Annotated in this window: 20 protein-coding genes and 1 tRNA gene; 9 read left to right on the top strand and 12 right to left on the bottom strand. The window is 62.6% G+C overall.

Features of this window, described 5'->3' with window-relative positions:
* Positions 1 to 84 precede the first annotated feature (84 nt).
* The 3 genes from SJY40_RS05945 (at position 85) to grxD (ending at position 1,045) form a co-directional block, all read left to right on the top strand.
* Positions 85 to 252 carry a hypothetical protein gene (locus tag SJY40_RS05945; RefSeq protein WP_378943791.1) on the top strand — a complete coding sequence of 56 codons (168 nt, stop codon included), beginning with the start codon at positions 85 to 87 and terminating at the stop codon, positions 250 to 252.
* Between the two features lie 121 nt (positions 253 to 373).
* Positions 374 to 616, top strand: coding sequence for a BolA/IbaG family iron-sulfur metabolism protein (locus SJY40_RS05940; RefSeq protein WP_378943789.1), 243 nt, complete (start codon positions 374 to 376; stop codon positions 614 to 616).
* A 66-nt stretch (positions 617 to 682) separates the two neighbouring features.
* The gene (gene grxD, locus SJY40_RS05935) at positions 683 to 1,045 is read left to right on the top strand and encodes a Grx4 family monothiol glutaredoxin (RefSeq protein WP_378943787.1); all 363 of its coding nucleotides are present in this window, start codon (positions 683 to 685) and stop codon (positions 1,043 to 1,045) included.
* Between the two features lie 36 nt (positions 1,046 to 1,081).
* Here the strand turns inward: grxD and SJY40_RS05930 are convergent, their stop codons facing one another.
* The 4 genes from SJY40_RS05930 to lipA all read right to left on the bottom strand — a co-directional run bounded on the left by SJY40_RS05930 (position 1,082) and on the right by lipA (position 3,455).
* Positions 1,082 to 1,741 carry a phage holin family protein gene (locus SJY40_RS05930; protein WP_378943785.1) on the bottom strand — a complete coding sequence of 220 codons (660 nt, stop codon included), beginning with the start codon at positions 1,739 to 1,741 and terminating at the stop codon, positions 1,082 to 1,084.
* A gap of 7 nt (positions 1,742 to 1,748) precedes the next feature.
* On the bottom strand, positions 1,749 to 2,180 hold the full coding sequence (locus tag SJY40_RS05925) for a YqjD family protein (RefSeq protein ID WP_378943783.1): 432 nt from the start codon (positions 2,178 to 2,180) through the stop codon (positions 1,749 to 1,751).
* Positions 2,181 to 2,295: 115 nt separating this feature from the next.
* Positions 2,296 to 2,379, bottom strand: a tRNA-Leu gene (locus tag SJY40_RS05920).
* A gap of 125 nt (positions 2,380 to 2,504) precedes the next feature.
* A complete protein-coding gene (lipA, locus tag SJY40_RS05915) occupies positions 2,505 to 3,455 on the bottom strand; it encodes a lipoyl synthase (protein WP_378943781.1) in 951 nt (316 codons plus the stop codon).
* Between the two features lie 228 nt (positions 3,456 to 3,683).
* On the opposite strand from lipA, the gene SJY40_RS05910 reads away from it, so the two are divergent.
* The gene (locus SJY40_RS05910) at positions 3,684 to 4,232 is read left to right on the top strand and encodes a peroxiredoxin (protein ID WP_378943779.1); all 549 of its coding nucleotides are present in this window, start codon (positions 3,684 to 3,686) and stop codon (positions 4,230 to 4,232) included.
* Positions 4,233 to 4,273: 41 nt separating this feature from the next.
* Here the strand turns inward: SJY40_RS05910 and SJY40_RS05905 are convergent, their stop codons facing one another.
* Positions 4,274 to 5,176 (bottom strand): LysR substrate-binding domain-containing protein, encoded by a 903-nt coding sequence (locus tag SJY40_RS05905; protein WP_378943777.1) that lies wholly within the window; start codon positions 5,174 to 5,176, stop codon positions 4,274 to 4,276.
* A gap of 101 nt (positions 5,177 to 5,277) precedes the next feature.
* Here SJY40_RS05905 and SJY40_RS05900 point away from each other — a divergent pair, with 101 nt between their 5' ends.
* Complete coding sequence (locus SJY40_RS05900) at positions 5,278 to 6,750, top strand: catalase (RefSeq protein ID WP_378943775.1); 1,473 nt, start codon at positions 5,278 to 5,280, stop codon at positions 6,748 to 6,750.
* A gap of 48 nt (positions 6,751 to 6,798) precedes the next feature.
* Here the strand turns inward: SJY40_RS05900 and SJY40_RS05895 are convergent, their stop codons facing one another.
* Complete coding sequence (locus SJY40_RS05895) at positions 6,799 to 7,926, bottom strand: DUF6456 domain-containing protein (RefSeq protein ID WP_378943773.1); 1,128 nt, start codon at positions 7,924 to 7,926, stop codon at positions 6,799 to 6,801.
* A gap of 216 nt (positions 7,927 to 8,142) precedes the next feature.
* Between SJY40_RS05895 and SJY40_RS05890 the strand changes: the two genes are divergently transcribed.
* Positions 8,143 to 8,475 carry a DUF6477 family protein gene (locus SJY40_RS05890; RefSeq protein WP_378943771.1) on the top strand — a complete coding sequence of 111 codons (333 nt, stop codon included), beginning with the start codon at positions 8,143 to 8,145 and terminating at the stop codon, positions 8,473 to 8,475.
* A 2-nt stretch (positions 8,476 to 8,477) separates the two neighbouring features.
* Here SJY40_RS05890 and SJY40_RS05885 read toward each other — a convergent pair whose 3' ends face one another.
* Entirely contained in the window at positions 8,478 to 10,049 is a 1,572-nt protein-coding gene (locus SJY40_RS05885; RefSeq protein ID WP_378943769.1) for a helicase HerA-like domain-containing protein, read from the bottom strand.
* Between the two features lie 490 nt (positions 10,050 to 10,539).
* Between SJY40_RS05885 and SJY40_RS05880 the strand changes: the two genes are divergently transcribed.
* Entirely contained in the window at positions 10,540 to 11,382 is an 843-nt protein-coding gene (locus tag SJY40_RS05880) for an invasion associated locus B family protein (protein WP_378943767.1), read from the top strand.
* A gap of 70 nt (positions 11,383 to 11,452) precedes the next feature.
* Here the strand turns inward: SJY40_RS05880 and SJY40_RS05875 are convergent, their stop codons facing one another.
* The 4 genes from SJY40_RS05875 to SJY40_RS05860 form a co-directional block, all read right to left on the bottom strand.
* Positions 11,453 to 12,766 (bottom strand): beta-ketoacyl-[acyl-carrier-protein] synthase family protein, encoded by a 1,314-nt coding sequence (locus tag SJY40_RS05875; protein WP_378943765.1) that lies wholly within the window; start codon positions 12,764 to 12,766, stop codon positions 11,453 to 11,455.
* Entirely contained in the window at positions 12,763 to 13,029 is a 267-nt protein-coding gene (locus tag SJY40_RS05870) for an acyl carrier protein (protein WP_378943763.1), read from the bottom strand. Before SJY40_RS05870 ends, SJY40_RS05875 begins: the two co-directional genes overlap by 4 nt.
* 12 nt (positions 13,030 to 13,041) lie before the next feature.
* Complete coding sequence (locus tag SJY40_RS05865; RefSeq protein WP_378943761.1) at positions 13,042 to 14,142, bottom strand: UDP-3-O-(3-hydroxymyristoyl)glucosamine N-acyltransferase; 1,101 nt, start codon at positions 14,140 to 14,142, stop codon at positions 13,042 to 13,044.
* 70 nt (positions 14,143 to 14,212) lie between these two features.
* Complete coding sequence (locus tag SJY40_RS05860) at positions 14,213 to 15,841, bottom strand: murein L,D-transpeptidase (protein ID WP_378943759.1); 1,629 nt, start codon at positions 15,839 to 15,841, stop codon at positions 14,213 to 14,215.
* A 305-nt stretch (positions 15,842 to 16,146) separates the two neighbouring features.
* Here SJY40_RS05860 and SJY40_RS05855 point away from each other — a divergent pair, with 305 nt between their 5' ends.
* Both SJY40_RS05855 and SJY40_RS05850 read left to right on the top strand, forming a co-directional pair.
* Positions 16,147 to 16,707: a YcbK family protein gene (locus SJY40_RS05855; protein WP_378943757.1), complete on the top strand. Its 561-nt coding sequence runs from the start codon at positions 16,147 to 16,149 to the stop codon at positions 16,705 to 16,707.
* Between the two features lie 153 nt (positions 16,708 to 16,860).
* On the top strand, positions 16,861 to 17,448 hold the full coding sequence (locus SJY40_RS05850) for a TetR/AcrR family transcriptional regulator (protein ID WP_378943755.1): 588 nt from the start codon (positions 16,861 to 16,863) through the stop codon (positions 17,446 to 17,448).
* Here SJY40_RS05850 and SJY40_RS05845 read toward each other — a convergent pair.
* Positions 17,445 to 18,062 carry a TetR/AcrR family transcriptional regulator gene (locus SJY40_RS05845; RefSeq protein ID WP_378948294.1) on the bottom strand — a complete coding sequence of 206 codons (618 nt, stop codon included), beginning with the start codon at positions 18,060 to 18,062 and terminating at the stop codon, positions 17,445 to 17,447. The two genes, SJY40_RS05850 and SJY40_RS05845, sit on opposite strands and share 4 nt — an antisense overlap.
* Positions 18,063 to 18,077 lie beyond the last annotated feature (15 nt).

The following is an 18,077-nucleotide window of genomic DNA, read 5'->3' as shown; positions in this document are numbered from 1 at the left end:
CGAGATCGACATATGGTCGGGAACTTTGCGGGCCTTGCGGCGTCAAGGTCATGACAAGATATTCATCCATGAAAGGATTACCCCATGCGCTTCGTGACCCTTGGCCTGACCGCCGCCCTGCTGACGCTGGCCGCCTGTGGCAATACCGTAACGGAACGTGCTGCAACCGGTGGCATTGGTGGTGCAGCCGTCGCGGGCCCCGTCGGTGCCGTCGTAGGTGGGACCGCAGGTGCCGTCAGCACGATGAACTAAGCCCATCTTATCACCAAAGATGTCGATAAGGCCGCACCTTCACGGGTGCGGCCTTTCGCATGGCCTTGCGAGGCGCATGACCATCCCCTACATCTGACACGAAAGAAAGAAGGAATACCCGATGGCGATGGAAGCCCATGACATCGAAGCCCTGATCCAGGCCGCATTCCCGGATGCGAAGATCACGATCACCGATCTGGCCGGCGACGGCAATCACTATGCCGCCGAGGTCATCGACAAAAGCTTCCGCGGCCAGAACAGGGTCCAGCAACAGCGTGCAGTCTATGCCGCGCTGCAAGGCAAGATGGATGGCCCGGCCGGTGCGCTGCATGCGCTGGCCCTGACCACCAAGGCCCCCGCCTGACGGGCAGCCCCTGCCCCGAAATTACGGCCCGCCTCTAACGGGCCCGCGACCAAAAGGATTGCGCAAATGAGCGACGTGACCACGAACATCAAGGAAATCATCGAAACGAACCCGGTGGTTCTGTTCATGAAGGGCACCAAGGAAATGCCGCAGTGCGGTTTCTCCAGCCGGGTGGCTGGCGTGCTGAACTATATGGGCGTTTCGTTCCAGGATGTGAACGTGCTGGCCGATCAGGACTTGCGTCAGGGCATCAAGGATTTCTCGGACTGGCCGACCATCCCGCAACTGTATGTCAGCGGCGAATTCGTCGGTGGCTGCGACATCATCACCGAGATGACCCTTTCAGGTGAGCTGGATCAGTTGTTCGCGCAAAAAGGCGTGGAATATGATCAGGCCGCTGCGGATAAGATCCGCGAAGCGAACGCCTGATAAGGAAAGGGCGCCCATTGGGCGCCCTTTTCGTCTTCAGATCACGTCGTCCGGATCGTGATAGATGTCATTCCGACGGCTTTCCTGAACCTTGGCGGCCAGCGTAATGCCGACGGCAAAGGCTCCGATCAGCTTGGCCATACTTCCGGCATTGCTGTTCGAGGTCTGGCGTGCCTGCTGGACGAACTTGTCGGTCGAGCGTTGCGCGGCTTGGATGTTCTGCGTCGACAGTCCCAAGGACGAAGCTGTATCGCGGACGGTACCAAAGACACGGCGCTCGGCGTCGCCTGCCAATTTGGCCGCGCGGTAACCCGCTTCGTCCATCAGGGCATGCGCCTTGTTTTCAGCCATGGCCACCACTTTGTCGGCTTCGGTCCGCGCCTTGGCAACGGCAGCGTCGGTTGCCAGCGATACGCGCGCCTCGACTTCCTTCTTCAGGTCGTCCGAACTGGGCATCTTATGCTTTTCACGCGAAGACAGCGCGATCAGGATCAATGCGATGACCACCAGCCCGCCACCGATCGCCAGCGACGCCAAGGCGGCACCCCAACCCAGCTCGTTTGCCAGATAGGACCACAGCGCTGCGGTCAGGAACCCAAGGCCGATGACTGCGACCACACCGGCGGCACCTTTCAGTGCCGCGCGGCGGGCTTTGTCCGTCAGAGCAAGTTTTGCGTTACGGGCAAAATCGAACATATGCGCCTCAGCGACGCGCGATCAGCAGACCGACCAGGAAACCGACGCCTGCGGCGATGCCCAAGGACTGTGCCGGATTGCGACGGACCATTTCGGAAACTTCGTCATAACGCTCTTCGGCATAGATGGCGGCTTCATGCGCCTTCTGTTGACCGGCACCATACAGGCGTTCTGCTTCCAGACGGGCGCGATCGGCGTATTCCTGACCGGTTTCGCGGGCACGGCCGGCATAGTCGCGACCGGTTTCCACTGCGTCATTGGCGATTTCCGCGCCGCGCTGTGCCAGACGGTCAACACCCGAGTTTTCGGACAGGTTGTTCACCGTGTCACGGACATCTTCGCGAACCTTGCGCGCGCCCTCGTTCAGGTCGCCACGGGCTTCCTGAGCGGCTGCTGCTGCGTCGCGTTTCACGTCATCGGCGGAGGTCGAGTTTGCCATGATAAAATCCTTTCATCGGTGTCGTTTCACCTTCGATGGACAAACAAACGCCCAAGGTGATTGTTCCCGATCAGGACAAAAATCTTTATTGACAGGAATTAATTGCGAAAGAGCGTGGTAGGGGCGGCCGGACTCGAACCGGCACTCATTGCTGAAACGGATTTTGAATCCGTCGCGTCTACCATTCCGCCACGCCCCCGACTAATCGGCGCTCTTTCGGCGCGACCCCTTCGGGTCTGACAGACGAATATTTCCGTCTGCGCGCAGATGCAAGAGGAAGAAACGAGGCGCGGCATCATTGCCACGCCCCATCGTCGATATCGCTTACGCGCGGCCCAACTTGGCCAGACGTGCATCCCGCAGTTGCGCGAAATCATCGCCCGCGTGATAGGACGACCGCGTCAGCGGCGTGGCCGACACCATCAGGAACCCTTTGCCATAGGCTGATTTTTCGTAACCCTTGAATTCTTCGGGGGTGACGAAGCGGTTGACGCGGTGGTGCTTGGGGCTGGGCTGCAGATACTGGCCGATGGTGATGAAGTCGATATCGGCAGCGCGCATGTCGTCCATGACCTGCAGAACGCCCTGACGATCCTCACCCAGACCGACCATGATCCCCGACTTGGTGAACATCGTCGGGTCCATTTCCTTGATCTGCTGCAACAGCCGCAGCGAATGGAAATAGCGCGCACCGGGACGGACCGTCGGATAGAGGCCCGGAACCGTTTCCAAATTGTGATTGAAGACGTCGGGACGCGCCTCGACGACGATTTCCAGCGATCCGGGCTTGGACTTCAGAAAGTCGGGCGTCAGGACCTCGATGGTCGACGAAGGCGAGCGATGGCGAATCGCGCGGATGGTCTGGGCGAAATGTTCGGCCCCGCCGTCGTCCAGATCGTCGCGGTTGACGCTGGTGATGACGACATGGTTCAGCCCCAGCTTCTGCACGGCATGGGCCACGCGTCCGGGTTCGAAGGCGTCCAGATCCTGCGGGCGGCCGGTGGCCACATTGCAGAAGGTGCAGCCACGGGTGCAGATTTCTCCCATGATCATCATGGTGGCGTGGCCCTGGCTCCAACATTCGCCGACGTTGGGGCAGCCCGCCTCTTCGCAGACGGTCGACAGGCGGTTTTCCCGCAGCAGATCACGCGTCTGCTTGTAGCCTTCCGAGGTGGGTGCCTTGACCCTGATCCAATCGGGTTTCTTGGGCTGTGCCTGGTCGGCGCGATGCGCCTTTTCCGGGTGACGCTGATCCGGCATCCTGAGGTCGCGCAAGGTCTTGGTCCTTTCGATCGCGGTTCCCGCAGAATTAGGCTGTTTTTGCACGATTGGCAACGCGTTGCCGATGCGCACGACACATGGCTGTCATGCCCCGGCCCCAGACTGCGATCTGGCTGCGTCGCGGCATTGCCCTTGCCGCATTGCAGCGTTACCACCCCGCCCAAGGGGAGGAAGTCGCAGGCATCGCATCGGCGGTGTCCATTCACACAGACAGGAGCCTTTATGAAACCCGGATCGAAACTGCCAGACGTCACCTTCCACACCCGTGTCCGTGACGAATCGATCGGCGGCTCGAACCCGTTCCGCTGGCAGGACATGACCACGGCGGATTACTTTGCCGGCAAGCGCGTCGTGCTGTTTTCGTTGCCCGGTGCGTTCACCCCGACCTGTTCGACCTATCAGCTGCCGGGGTTCGAAGCGTCCCATGACAAGCTGAAGGACCTGGGCATCGACGCCGTCTATTGCATGTCGGTCAACGACAGCTTCGTGATGAACCAGTGGGCGAAGTCGCAGAACCTGAACCACGTCACGGTCATCCCGGACGGATCGGGCGAGTTCACCGACAAGGTCGGCATGCTGGTGCGCAAGGACAACCTCAGCTTCGGCGCGCGCAGCTGGCGCTATGCCGCCATCGTCGATGACGGCAAGGTCGTTGCATGGTTCGAGGAACCCGGCCGTTGCGACAATTGCGCCGACGATCCCTATGGCGAAACCTCGCCCGAGGCGATCATGGCATGGCTGCAGAACGCTAACGTCGCCGAAATGGCCTGATGGCAATGGCGGGGTCGGCCGCGTGTTGACACCGCCACCCCCTAGCCCAGCAGGGGCTGCGCCGCGCTGCGCAGCATCTGGGCCAAATCGTCGAACCACCCCTGTGCGGGCGTCGATTTGCGGCGCAACAGCATGATCTGACGGGCCGGTTGCGGTTCGGGAAAGCTGATGGCGGTCAGACCCGGCGCGGCGGCGGTTTCCTGACCCATGGCGATCTGCGGCAGGAAGGTCAGCCCCATCCCCTGCGCCGCCAATCGGCACAGGGTCGAGAGCGACGCCGCCCCCAGATCCAGCCGACTGCTGCGCCGATTGAGGCCGCAGACCTCCAACGCCTGATCGCCAAGGCAATGCCCCTCGTCCAGCAGCAGCAGATGCCCCGGATCCAGCGCCGCGGGCGCGATCGCCTTGTCGCCAAGGTCCGCGATGCGCGCCGCACTGCCCGCCAGCAGAAAGCGGTCCTGAAACAGCAGCTCGCCGTTCAGGTTCGGGTCCTCGGGCGGGCTGGCGACGACGACGGCATCCAGCCTGCCGGCCAGCAATTCGTCCAACAGCGTTTCGGTCTGCGCCTCACGCAGGTGCAGATCGCGACCGATATCGCGGGCGCGCAGGATGGGCAGCACCTCGGGCAGCAGATAGGGCGCGACGGTCGGGATCATGCCCAGCATCAGCCGCCCGCCCTGCCCCGGCTGGCGCAAACCGGTCTCGAGATCGGTCATGGCGGCCATCACCTGTTCGGCATGACCGGCCAAGGCGCGTCCCTGCGGCGTCATCACGACCCCTTGGGGCGTGCGTTCGACCAGCCGCGCGCCGATCTCATCCTCCAACGCGCGGATCTGCATCGAGAGCGCGGGCTGCGTGACATGGATCGCCTCGGCAGCGCGGGTGAAATTACCGCTGCGTGACAGGGCCAGAAAGTAGCGTAATTGGCGAAACGTGATGTTCATAAGGCATTCTGATCACATCCAACAGAAAATGCAATTTCCGTTTATATGATCCCTGCGTCATCTTGCGTCCATATCGCAGACCCAACCAAGGATCGCATTGCATGAACGACCATTCCTCCCGCCCCAAGATGACAACCACGGCTGGAGCGCCGATCGTCTCGAACCAGAACAGCGAAACCGCAGGCCCGCGCGGCCCGCTTCTGATGCAGGATTACCAGCTGCTTGAAAAGCTGGCCCATCAGAACCGTGAACGCATCCCCGAGCGTGTCGTCCATGCCAAGGGCTGGGGCGCATTCGGCACCTTCACCGTGACGAACGACATCACGCAGTACAGCTGCGCCTCGATCTTTGCCGAAGTCGGCAAGACGACCGACATGCTGGCGCGTTTCTCGACGGTGGCGGGCGAACAGGGCGCGGCCGACCACGAACGCGACGTGCGGGGCTTTGCGCTGAAATTCTATACCGATCAGGGCAACTGGGACATCGTGGGCAACAACACGCCCGTGTTCTTTGTGCGCGATCCGATGAAGTTCCCGGACTTCATCCACACGCAGAAGCGCCATCCGCGCACCAATCTGCGCAGCCCGACGGCCATGTGGGACTTCTGGGGGCAGCATCCCGAATCGCTGCATCAGGTGACGATCCTGATGTCGGACCGCGGTCTGCCGCAGGACCCGACCTTCATGAACGGCTATGGCAGCCACACCTATTCCTTCTGGAACAAGGCGGGCGAGCGGTTCTGGGTCAAGTTCCACTTCAAGACCCAGCAGGGGCATCGCCACTTCACCAACGGCGAGGCCGCCGAGATCATCGGCCATTCGCGCGAAGGCTATCAGGAGGCGCTGTTCGGCAAGATCGAAAACGGCCAGCACCCCCGCTGGAAGATGTTCGTACAGGTCATGCCCGAGGCGGACGCAGAAACCACGGAATTCGACCCCTTCGATCTGACCAAGGTCTGGTCGCACAAGGATTATCCGCTGATCGAAGTTGGTGAATTCGCGCTGAACCGCAACGCCGACAACTACTTCGCCCAGATCGAGCAGGCCGCCTTCAGCCCGTCGAACAAGGTGCCGGGTATCGGTTATTCGCCCGACAAGATGCTGCAGGCGCGGGTCTTCAGCTATGCCGATGCCCACCGCTATCGTCTGGGGACGCATTACGAACACCTGCCGGTGAACGCGCCGAAATGCCCGGTCCATCACTATCACAAGGATGGCCAGATGAACTTCTTCGGGCATCAGTCGGGCAGCATCGACGCCTATTACGAGCCGAACAGCTTTGGCGGCGCCGTCGAGGACGCCAGCTTTGCCGAACCGCCGCTGCGGATTTCGGGCGAGGCCGGACGTCATGCGCATCAGCAGCAGATGGACGATTATGTCCAGCCGCGCGCTCTGCATGACCAGGTGCTGAACGATGAAGAACGCGCGCGGCTGTACCACAATCTGGCCGCCGCGATGGAGGGCGCCGATAACGCCATCGTCGAAATCGCCTTGGGCCATTTCGACCGTATCAGCCCGACCTATGGCGCTGGCATCCGTGCCGCGCGTCAGGAAATTGCCCGCCGTCACGATTGACGACACCGCAAATGAAAGGGGCGCCCCGGTGGCGCCCCTTTTCCTGCATCACCCGATCAGCGGCGATCCCTTGCCGTAATGTTCGGCATAATGCCGTTCCAGCCGCATCAGCGCCAGTCGCAGGACGATCTTGCCGGAACGTGCCGACCAGCCCAAGCGGCGCTCGGTCATTTCGATCCCTTCCAGAAAGCAGCAAACCCGCAGCACGATGTCGCCCATGCCCGGCCCAAGGTCGCGCAAGGCCAGCGCCACGCGATCGCGCGCCGATTCCGATCCACCGCGATACCCCGAGGCGTTATGCGACACATCGATCCCGGAGGTCATGAAGCCGTCCCAGTTCTGCGTCACGCGCGGCCCCATCTGCGCCAGTTCGAAGTCTTCGCGCAGGCGTTCGCCGGCGGTGACCATGCCGGGGGTCAGGAAAGCCTCGCCCTGATGGTCGCGGCGGCGGGCCAGCACCAGCAAAGGGCTTTCGGCGATATTGACACGCATGCGCTTGCGGCGGCCATCCTCGGGGTCCTGCAGGACGCGATCTTCAAAGGTGCGGTGCTGATCGGCATGCTGGAATGTCGCTGCCGCCTCGGCCATGCCATCGGGCTGAACGGGGCTGGCATCGGCAAAGGAATCCGGTCCCATCGCCGCATTGCGCTGACGCGGCGACCGCAGCATCTGGCGCAGGGCATCGCGACCGGCGGGCGCGATCACATAGCGCTGGACCCGTCCGCCACCGCGGGTCTGGACGACCCATCCCTTCAGGGCCATCGCCTCGGCCAGATGGCGTTCCAGCACCACGGTCCGGATTTCATCGCGGGTGACGATGGCCTTATCCATGCCCGGCGCCGTGACCATGACGGCCCCCGCTTCGGCCAGCCTGCGCAGGACGCGCAGCGATTGGCGGTCATCGTTCGGCTTGGGCTGCGTATCGGTCTGCGCCAAGGCACCATCGACCAGCGGGTCGTCGCGGCGGGCCTCGAAGCGGCGGATGCGGCGCAGGATGGTCGAGGCATGGCACCCCGCTTCGCGTGCCAGTGAGCGGATGGTCTCGCCATGTTCGACATGGCGCAGGTAAAGGCGCGCATCGTCACCCAAGGCATCGCCGGTTGCGGGTTGCCGTCCTTCAGAACGGTGCTCCGCGATGGGGGTGTCGAGTGCGAAATCACCGGTCAATATGGTCATGTCAGGCCCCTTGTCGTCCTCGGGTCGCCCGGAAGTTGACCACCCTGGGTTGAAATATTTGCCCTGTGGTTAACAGGGTATTACTGCACATAGCCGCAACATTCCCTAACAATTCCTAAAGATTCCTTGCCCAAGCGGACGCTGCGTTGACCCATTTGGCAACACGCGCTTTGGTTGTGTGATGGTGGCTTCGCGTCAAATCTAAGGATCAAAAGAATGACCCACAGCACGAATGTCATCGCCTTCCCCGCACGCAATGCGAATCAACCCTTCCGTCGTCCGGCGGCATTGATCCGCGCGGCCCGCGAAGGTCAGCGCGCATGGAAGCGTGAACGCGACCTGGCCCGCCTGCTGCGCGCCGATCGCTGCCCCGAGCCTGCCCGCGCCCTGTCGCGCCTGCGCACCGAGGAGGAGATCCAGAACGATTTCCGCCTGAACCGTCTGGCCGATTACGACTTGAAGCGTCATGTGCTGCTGATGATCGCCATCATGGCCGAAATGCGCGCGGCCATCGAGGCGCACCCCGTGCCGATGGCCACCGCGCTTTAGGTTCAGCGACCTTTCAGAAGCGATCCAAGGACACCCCGGACCAAGGCCTGCCCGGTCCGGGTTCCCAACTGCCGCGCCAGACTTTTGCCGAACGTCTCGAAGACGCTGTCGGACCGGCTGCTGCGGCGCGTCGTTTTCTTCTCCGCCTTGGGTGCCTCATAGCGGCGCGCATTGCGATGACCATCGCCGGGCGACATGTCGAACAGATCGTCATCGGATCGCTTGGCGACCTCGGCTTCGGCCTGCTGCGCGGCGTCGGCGGTGCGCCTTGCCAGAATTTCCTGCGCAGAATCCCGATCCAGCGTCGTGTCGTACTTCAGTCCCTGCGGCGATTTCTTAAGAATATCCGCCCGTGTCGCCTGATCGATGGGACCAAGCTGGCTGAACGGCGGACGGATCAGCGTGCGCTGTGCAATGCCGGGGGTGCCCTTCGCCCCCAGAAAAGATGTCACGGCCTCACCGGTGCCGACCTGCTGGATTGCTTCGGCGATGTCGAATTCGGGGTTCGGGCGATAGTTTTCGGCCGCCAGCCGCAAGGCCTTCTGGTCCTTGGCCGTGAATGAGCGCAGGGCGTGCTGCACGCGATTGCCCAGCTGCCCCAGCACGCTTTCGGGAATATCGGCGGGGTTCTGGCTGACGAACCAGACGCTGACCCCCTTGGACCGGATCAGCCGCGCCACGCGTTCGACCTTGTCGATCAGGGCTTTGGGGGCGTCGTCGAACAACAGATGCGCCTCGTCGAAGAAGAAGGCGATACGGGGACGGTCCGGGTCGCCGACCTCGGGCAGCTGCTCGAACAGTTCGGACAAAAGCCACAGCAGGAAGGTCGCGTAAAGCTTGGGCGCATTCATCAGCCGTTCGGCGGCCAGGATGTTGATCACCCCCCTGCCCGATGCGTCCTGTCGCATCAGGTCCGACAGTTCCAGCGCGGGCTCCCCGAACAGCCGGTCGCCGCCCTCGTTTTCCAGCACCAGCAGGGCACGCTGGATCGCACCGACACTGGCGGTGCTGACATTGCCATAGCGCAGGGACAGATCCTGCGCGTTCTGCCCGACCCAGATTAGCATCGCCTGAAGGTCCTTCAAGTCCAGCAGCGGCAGGCCGTTCTCATCGGCGACGCGGAAGGCGATGTTCATCACGCCCTCCTGTGCCGCCGTCAAATCCAACAGTCGCGACAGCAGCAGCGGTCCCATTTCGGCAGGCGTCGTGCGAACGGGGTGACCCAGCTCGCCCCAGACATCCCAGAAAGTGACGGGGAAGGACTGGTAACTCAGCGTGCAGCCGATCTGATCGGCGCGTGTTTCGAATGCGTCATGCAGCTTGAAGTCGGAACGCCCCGCGCAGGCCAGCCCCGACAGATCGCCCTTGATGTCCGAAAGGAACACCGGCACGCCGGCCAGCGACAGGCTCTCGGCCAGGGTCTGGAGGGTGACGGTCTTGCCGGTGCCCGTCGCGCCCGCGATCAAACCGTGCCGGTTGGCATACTTCAGCAGCAGCGTTTCGGGCGTCGCATAGCCTTGGCCCGCGCCCCCGACAAACAGCGTGCCCGCCTCTGCATCCAGAAGTGGCGACATGGTGACCCCCGATCATTATTTCACGCGCGCAACAAAAAGCGCTCCCCATAAAAAGACAATCTTAACCTGTTTGGCGCAAGATCAACTTGTTCGGGATCGCCGGTCGCGGGTTCGAGCATCCTCCCTCTTGAACTGCCGCGCCCTTCGGGGCGCGGCTTTTTTGTGAAGGGCGCAGAATGCATCAGCAGTTGACTGATCACGGTCGCGCGATTAGCGTGCACATCAATAATGACCGGCCAGTCCGGCAGGGAGACTACGCAAAAGCGTCGGGGCCGTGGTGAAAGCCACGGCCTTTCGCGTTCCGATCCCGCTTGCACCGCCTGCCGCCTTGCCGCAACCTTGCCGGCATGACCGCGCGGATCACGCCATCACCCGCCGATCACCCGACGCTCAAATCAAGGTGAAGCACGGGTGGGTCGGTGGCACCTGACAAGGTGCCGGTGGCGTGCTAGATCAGCGCCAATGCTTTGAGCAAAGGGAAGAAACGTAGATGTCCATCAAACCCTCGCACGCGCTGTTGGCCGCATTGGCCCTGATCGCAGGCCCGGCATTCGCGCAGGAAGCCGCCGCCCCGACCCAACCCGAGGCGGCCTCGACCGAGCAGCCCGGCGACGCGGCAGACGCCACCAACGCCACCCCGACCGAAGCCCCGGCCGAGGCAGCACCCGCCACTGACAGCGATGCGGAAGCTGCCCCCACGCAGGAAGACGCCGCAACCGAGCCGACCGAGCCTGCAGATCAGGCCGCCGATCAGACGGATGAACCGGCCGCGCCGACCGAGGCCGCGCCCGCGGATGCCGCTGCCGCTGAAAAGCCCGCAGCGAATGACCCCAACCGCCCCGGCACCTATTACGCCAAATCCGAACATGGCGATTGGACCATCCGCTGCATCCGCGCAGGCGAGGGCAAGGACCCCTGCGAGATGTACAAGCTGTTGAACGATCAGGACGACAACGCAGTGGCCGAGCTGACGCTGGTCCCGCTGTCGAACGGCAATGTCGCAGCCGGTGCCACGCTGGTCGCTCCGCTGGAAACCGACCTGATCGAGGGACTGGGCTTCCGCGTCGACAGCGGCGAGATGCGTGGCTATCCCTTCAGCTTCTGTGCGCCGGTGGGCTGCATTTCGCGCCTTGGGTTCACGCAGGGTGAACTGAACGGCATGAAGCGCGGCAACAAGGCCTCGGTCCAGCTGCTGCCCTTCGGTGGCGATCCCAAGAAGCCGGTCCAGCTGGACATCTCGCTGTCGGGCTTCACGGCTGCCTTCGATGAGCTGGCTGCATATGCCGCCCTGCCCGCCGATCAGAAACCGGCCGAAGATAAACCTGCCGAGTGATCCGGCTGACATGACGATCGGACCGCGCCCTCTCCGGGGCGCGGTTTTTTCATGCCCGATCGGGGAAGGGTCAGATACGGCGCAGCGCGATGACCGCGTTCAGTCCGCCAAAGGCGAAGGCGTTCGAGAGGACGGCCTCGACCTCGACCTCGCGCGCTTCGTTGGGCACCACGTCCAGCGCGCATTCCGGATCGTGTTCCTGATAGCCGATGGTCGGCGCGATGACGCCGTCGCGCAGCGCCATGATGCAGGCCAACAGCTCGACCGCACCCGTGCCCCCGATCAGGTGACCATGCATGGATTTGGTCGATGAGATCATCAGCTGGTCGGCGTGATGGCCGAATGCATGTGCCACGGCGGCACATTCCGTTTTGTCGTTGGCCGCCGTGCCGGTGCCATGGGCGTTGATATAGCCGATCTGTTCGCGGTTCAGCCCGGCGTCCATCATCGCACCGGTGATCGCGCGTTCCGCCCCTTGGGCCGACGGCATCACGATGTCCTGCGCATCCGACGACATGGCAAAGCCCACGACCTCGGCCAGGATATCGGCGCCACGGGCTTTGGCGCGACCGTATTCCTCGAAGACGAAGACGCCCGCACCTTCGCCCTGAACCATGCCGTTGCGGTTGCCACTGAAGGGGCGGCAGGCGTCCTTGGACATGACGCGCAGGCCTTCCCATGCCTTGACGCCACCAAAGCACAGCATCGCCTCGGACCCGCCCGACAGCATGACGTCGGCGGCACCGGACCGCACCATCTGGAAGGCCAGACCCATCGCGTGGTTGGAACTGGCGCAGGCAGTTGCGACGGTGAATGCCGGGCCGCGCAGACCGAATTCCATGCTGACATGGCTGGCGGCGGCGTTGTTCATCAGCTTGGGGACCACGAAAGGATGAACGCGGTTCTTGCCCTCTTCATAGACGGCGCGATAATTTTCGTCCCAAGTGTTCAGCCCGCCACCTGCGGTGCCCAGAATGACCCCCGACCGCAGCCCAAGCGCACCTTCGAAGTTCAGCCCGGCCTGCGCGACGGCCTGTTTGGCTGCCAGCAGCGTGAACTGGGTGAACTTGTCATAGAGCAGGATCTGCTGGCGGTTGAAGTAGGTCTCGGGCGTCCAGTTGTGGATCTGACCGCCGATCTGGATCGACAGGCGCTCGACGTCGCGGAAATCCAGCTGGGTGATGCCGCAGCGACCTTCGCGAAACGCCTTCAGCGTTGATGGCACATCATGGCCAAGCGCGTTGATGGTGCCCGCCCCGGTAATTACCACGCGCCGTAGACCATCGCGCCCTGCCCTGTCGGTCCCCGCCGCGACCGAGGGCGCAGCCACACCCCGGTCGATCTTATCCGCCTGCTTGCCGACGGGGTTCTTCTTCTTGCTCATCCGTCCTTTTCCGCGACAAGGCGCTGAACAGCGGCGATGATCGTGCCCATGTTCGAGATGTCGAATTCGGATTTTTCGGGCTCGTTCGCGTTGAAGGGGATGGTGATGTCGAACTCCTCCTCGATTGCGAAGATGGATTCGACCAGCCCAAGGCTGTCGATACCCAGTTCCTCGGGGGTCGCGTCGTCAGTCACCTGTTCAGGCTCCAGCATCGCCTGTTCGGCAATGATGGCACGAATTCGGGTCTGGATGTCTTCGGTCATGTCGCCTCCTGCCTAGCCCTTTTCCAACAGACGTGTAACGGTTTCCTGAAGCTTTGATAGCTGTTGTGCGAAACGCGGCAAACGGCGCATCGCTTTCTGGATTTCGAGCTGGGTTTCCATCTTGACCGCCGGGTTGCCCAGGATCACGCGCCCCGCCGGAACGCGGGTAAAGATCTTGGTCGCACCGCCCGCGATCACATCGTCGCCGATGGTGATATTGTCGGAAACGCCGACCTTGCCCGCCAGAACGACGCGGTCGCCCACGGTCGACGACCCTGCAATGCCGACCTGGCTGCATAGCAGGCAATCTTGACCCACCACCACGTTGTGGCCCAGCATCACAAGGTTGTCGATCTTGCTGCCCGACCCCACGCGTGTCGCGCGGATCGTCCCCCGGTCGATGGTCGCATTCGAGCCGATCTCGACGTCATCACCCAATTCGACGGTCCCAAGCGAATGGATGCGGGTCCAGTGCTGGGCCGAAATGGCGGCGCGGGCGCCAAGGGTGCGGCGGATTTCCTCGATGCCCAATTCCTCGGGGGTGACAAAGGAAAAGCCGTCGCCGCCGATCACCGCTCCGGGTTGGATGAACAGACGGTCACCCGCGATCACGTCGTGGCCAATGCGGACACCGGCGTGAATGACGGCATCGCTGCCGATCCGCGCATTGCGCCCGATGCTGACATGCGAGGCGATACGCGCATTCGCCCCAATGACCGCGTCGCGTCCCACCACCACAAATGGCGCAATGGCCGCGCCATCGCCAATGGTTGCGGTCGGGTGGATCACTGCGGTCGCATGGATGCCGGGTTCGATATCGGGGCCTTGGTCGAAGGCGCGCGTCAGCCCCGCCATCACCAGACGCGGACGCGGCGCAAAGATCGCGGCCCTGACGCCATAAGCTTCGGGGTCCATGCCTTCGGCCAGAATGGCGATGCAGCCGGAGCTCAGGGCCTCGGCATATTTGGGTGCCATGGCCAAGGCGATCTGGCCGCCGGTGGCGTCGGCTGGCTGTGTCTGGGCGGGCTCACCCGCGCCGGTGACCTGCAGGTCGGTCTCGCCCCACGCGCGCGCGTCCAGCGATTGCGCCAATTCCTTGATCGTGACGGTCATAATGCCCCCTTTTGGCCAAGGGCTTAACGCGTTTGCCCATGTCCTGCCAGCAAAACGCGCCGGCGGCGGATCACGACGGTGCGTTGTCCTGACCGACGCCCTGCGCCTGAAGTGCCTGCCAGATGCGGCCATCGCGACCATAGACGTCGCCATAGAGACGCACATTCCCCGACTGATCCGGCCATGCAGTGAAATAGACCAGATGCACCGGCAACGCAGGCCGAAGGGTCAACCAGGTCTCGCGACCGCTATCGAGGGTGCGCTGGAACAGCCCCGCGGGATCGTCGGTCTGCTGCGACAGCAGTTCACGCGCCAGATCACGCGGATCGCCGATCCGAACGCAGCCATGCGAATAGGCGCGCGTCGAATTGCCGAACAGATGCTTGCTGGGCGTGTCGTGAAGATAGATGTTCCACTGGTTGGGGAAGATGAATTTGACGATGCCTAGCGCATTGTCCTCGTTCGGTTTTTCCCGCATCCGATAGGGGAAGTTGCTGGCGGTGTACTGATTGAAATCAATGCTGTCGCGCGACACGACATTGCCGCGCCGGTCGACCACATCCAGTTGCGACACGGCATTCCGGTTCGCCTGCAGCTTGGGCAGATATTCCCGCGTGGTGATCGAACGCGGTACGTTCCACGCCGGGTTCACCACGACATTGGACATCATGTCCGAAAATTCGGGCGTGCGCATATGTTCGTCGTTCTTGCCGACGACGCTGCGGGTGCGGAACACTTCCTGCCCGTCTTGGAAAACAGCGGTTTCATACTGCGGGATGTTCACCCAGATATAGCGGCCGTCGAAGTTGTCCTGCCCCATCCAGCGTAGACGCTCCATCGCGACAAGGATGGCGCGCTGACGGGCATTCTGGCCGGCAGTGACATCGCCATTCAGCAGGCGGATGGTCTGCGGACCGGCGATGCCATCGTCACGCAAACCCGCGGCACGCTGGTATGCAGCAACGGCTTCGGACAAGGCGGCATCGTACAGGGTCGGATCGGTGGCCGGGGCATCGAAGCCGATCGCCGCCAGACGATCACGCAACGGGGCGACGCCCGCGCCGGTCTGGCCGACGCGCCAGACGGCCTCGGGTGCCGGGGGCAGACCTTGCGGCACGGCCAGTTGTTCGGGACCGTAAAGCGCGTTCTGCAACGTCTTATAGGCTGGATGGCTTGGGCCTGCGTTCATCAGGACCGCAGTCGGATCAGACGATGCCTGGAAGACCCGCAGCGTCGCGGCGATCGCGGGGCGCTTTGCCGTGCGTTTGATATCGGCGTCCACTGCCGCAGGTGACAGGATACCGCCCCCCAGATCGCGCAGCAGGCGGGCCGCGCGGGTGGCATAGGCCACTTCGTCCCTGATGCTGCGGGGATGGTCGGGCAAAGCGGCCGCGTCATAGCGCGAGGCCGGGATGCCATGACGCGGCATCGCCTCGATCGCCAGCCTGACGGCCTGACGGCGCGCCTCGGCGTCGGAGCCGATGAAAACGGGCGCCAAACCGTTGCCGCCATAGAAGGCCGCCAGATCGGAATCACCCGAAACCGCCTGCGCCAGATCCATCTGCGCCGATGAAAACTGCAGCTTGGGACCGGGAACCGACATCAATGCCGCGACCCTTTCCTGCGCGATCGCAGGTCCCGACAAGACCGCTGCGCCCAGCATGATTGCAAAAACCGATCCCACACGCCAAGCGGACATGACACACCCCAATTCACCAGTTACTGATTGTCTCATACCGGATCGGCACAAGCTACCTGCCATCCCGTTGACGCCGTGCGGGAAAAAGGTCCGTTGCAGCCAAGTCACAGGGTTTCGCCCTATCTGCAACATTCGTCAACTTGGGCGGTTTCTTGCCGAAGCTTGCGCTTTCATGGCGTGCAAAGCCAGATTCCGTTTCTCAACCTCAAGGTATTTTGACACTATGTTAGCAAGTCGGGGATAAACCACGACGTGCCGCGAAAGTTTCGCGGATCCAAAAAACGAAGCAGGACAGGCGATCTGACATGACAATGGACCTCATCTCCCGTCGCGGCGTGCTGGGCGCATTTGCAGCAACCAGCGTCGTGGCTGCTCCGGTTATGGCTAACGCTTTCGGGTTCCTTCGCGGTGCGGGCGACATGCGCCGCGTGCGGATGTATTCGGGGCGTACCGGTGAAAGCATCGACACCGTCTATTGGGTCGACGGCAAGTACATCCGCGAAGCTCTGAATGAAATCAACGTCTTCATGCGCGATTGGCGCACCGGCGAAGTGATCGGCATCGACCCGCGCACCATCGACGTGGCCGCCGCATCTTCGCGTCTGCTGCAGACGAACGAACCCTATATGATGCTGTCGGGATACCGTTCCCCGCGCACGAACGCGATGTTGCGCCGCACGTCCAGCGGTGTCGCCAAGAATTCGCTGCACATGACGGGCAAGGCTGCCGACCTGCGGCTAAAGTCGCGTTCGGTCGCCCAGATGTATCAGGCCGCAGCTGCCTGCCGCGGTGGCGGTGTCGGTCGCTACAGCCGCTCGAACTTTGTGCATATGGATTGCGGTCCGGTCCGCACCTGGGGCAGCTGATCCCCGGATCGGCAAGCTATCCGAACCACCTGCGCCCTTGCCGTCCGGCAGGGGGTGTTGCCCGCAAACGGGCTTCGTATCATTTCGGGCTTGCCCTTCACGTCAGCTGCGGTCAGCCTTGTCTGGATGTTGCATGCTGAAGATCGGACCTACATGAGCCCCCAGAACACGCGCCGTTTCCGCACCGCCAAGACCATCCAGGCGGCCGCCGTCGAACTGTCGGTCCGTGAAGGCATCGCCAATGTCACGACCGAAGCGATTGCCCGTCATGCAGGCATCAGCACGCGCACGTTCTTCAACTATTATCCCTATAAGGAAGCGGCCCTGATGGGTCCGCCACCCGATTATCCGCCCGAAGCTTCGGAGAAATTCGTCGCAGGCAAAGGGCGACTGATCGACGATCTGCAGGTTCTGATCTCGGCGCATCTGGCGCGCTATCTGAACGAGCGTGAGATGATCGGCCAGATGCTGTCCCTGTCGGAAAGCGACGCCAAGCTGGAGGCCCTGCGCAACAGCGCCATGCTGGCCCGTCGCGCCCAGATGCGCGGCCTGCTGCACCGTCGCCTGCCCGGATCGGACGAACGCGTGATCGAGATTCTGGCCGCCGCCATCATCGCCGCGACCAATGCCGCGACCAAGGACTGGGTCGCCGGCACGCGCGAAGATTTCATCGCATCAGCTCATGAAAACCTGTCGCTGATCCTGACCGCCGCCGAAATGCTGGGCACCCCCAGCACCTAAGGCGTCAGCAGCTTGCGATACATCTGGTCCAGAAATTCCTGCCCTTCTGCAAAGGGATCGCGCCCGCTGCCGAGCACTGCGCGCACCTGAATTTCGAAATCGGCGTAATGCTGGGTCATCGACCAGATCGAGAAGATCAGGTGGCGCGGATCGCTTTGCGCCAACCGCCCTTCGTCCATCCAGCCCTGCAGCACGGTAACGGTCCGGTTGACGATTTCGCGCAACCCGCCGCCCAGTATCTGGGTAAGATGCGGCGCACCTTGCAAAATTTCATAGGCGAACAGCCGGGATTCGCGCGGGTAATCCCGCGACATCCGCATCTTAGCGGCGACATATTCCAGCACCTCGGACAACGGGTCGCCGGCGGGGTCGATTTGCTGCATTGGGGCAAGCCACATATCCAGCAGCTCGGTCAGCAGTGTTTTGTGAATGTCATCCTTGGACGCGAAATAATAAAGCACGTTCGGTTTGGACAACCCGGCAGATCTGGCGATCTGGTCGATCGTCGCACCGCGAAAGCCGTTTGCTGAAAAAACGTTCAGTGCCCCGTCCATGATCAAATCGCGATTCTTCTGCTGAATACGGGTCATTCGGGGCATTTTCGCGTCTGTCATTGGCGTCTCCGCTCT

Origin of the sequence: Paracoccus sp. R86501 (assembly GCF_042466435.1) — a bacterium.
GTDB lineage: Bacteria > Pseudomonadota > Alphaproteobacteria > Rhodobacterales > Rhodobacteraceae > Paracoccus.
The sequence above is the reverse complement of the archived record's forward strand: the minus strand, read 5'-3'. Positions and strand labels throughout refer to the sequence as shown.

Bases quoted from the DNA above. Each gene is read 5' to 3' on its own strand.
- SJY40_RS05885 (WP_378943769.1), bottom strand. From the start codon at position 10,049: ATGTCGCCACTTCTGGATGCAGAGGCGGGCACGCTGTTTGTCGGGGGC.
- SJY40_RS05925 (WP_378943783.1), bottom strand. From the start codon at position 2,180: ATGGCAAACTCGACCTCCGCCGATGACGTGAAACGCGACGCAGCAGCA.
- SJY40_RS05895 (WP_378943773.1), bottom strand. From the start codon at position 7,926: ATGACCATATTGACCGGTGATTTCGCACTCGACACCCCCATCGCGGAG.
- SJY40_RS05940 (WP_378943789.1), top strand. From the start codon at position 374: ATGGCGATGGAAGCCCATGACATCGAAGCCCTGATCCAGGCCGCATTC.
- SJY40_RS05890 (WP_378943771.1), top strand. From the start codon at position 8,143: ATGACCCACAGCACGAATGTCATCGCCTTCCCCGCACGCAATGCGAAT.
- SJY40_RS05945 (WP_378943791.1), top strand. From the start codon at position 85: ATGCGCTTCGTGACCCTTGGCCTGACCGCCGCCCTGCTGACGCTGGCC.
- SJY40_RS05870 (WP_378943763.1), bottom strand. From the start codon at position 13,029: ATGACCGAAGACATCCAGACCCGAATTCGTGCCATCATTGCCGAACAG.
- SJY40_RS05900 (WP_378943775.1), top strand. From the start codon at position 5,278: ATGAACGACCATTCCTCCCGCCCCAAGATGACAACCACGGCTGGAGCG.
- SJY40_RS05850 (WP_378943755.1), top strand. From the start codon at position 16,861: ATGAGCCCCCAGAACACGCGCCGTTTCCGCACCGCCAAGACCATCCAG.
- SJY40_RS05905 (WP_378943777.1), bottom strand. From the start codon at position 5,176: ATGAACATCACGTTTCGCCAATTACGCTACTTTCTGGCCCTGTCACGC.
- SJY40_RS05910 (WP_378943779.1), top strand. From the start codon at position 3,684: ATGAAACCCGGATCGAAACTGCCAGACGTCACCTTCCACACCCGTGTC.
- SJY40_RS05860 (WP_378943759.1), bottom strand. From the start codon at position 15,841: ATGTCCGCTTGGCGTGTGGGATCGGTTTTTGCAATCATGCTGGGCGCA.
- grxD (WP_378943787.1), top strand. From the start codon at position 683: ATGAGCGACGTGACCACGAACATCAAGGAAATCATCGAAACGAACCCG.
- SJY40_RS05855 (WP_378943757.1), top strand. From the start codon at position 16,147: ATGACAATGGACCTCATCTCCCGTCGCGGCGTGCTGGGCGCATTTGCA.
- SJY40_RS05880 (WP_378943767.1), top strand. From the start codon at position 10,540: ATGTCCATCAAACCCTCGCACGCGCTGTTGGCCGCATTGGCCCTGATC.
- SJY40_RS05930 (WP_378943785.1), bottom strand. From the start codon at position 1,741: ATGTTCGATTTTGCCCGTAACGCAAAACTTGCTCTGACGGACAAAGCC.
- SJY40_RS05865 (WP_378943761.1), bottom strand. From the start codon at position 14,142: ATGACCGTCACGATCAAGGAATTGGCGCAATCGCTGGACGCGCGCGCG.
- SJY40_RS05845 (WP_378948294.1), bottom strand. From the start codon at position 18,062: ATGACAGACGCGAAAATGCCCCGAATGACCCGTATTCAGCAGAAGAAT.
- SJY40_RS05875 (WP_378943765.1), bottom strand. From the start codon at position 12,766: ATGAGCAAGAAGAAGAACCCCGTCGGCAAGCAGGCGGATAAGATCGAC.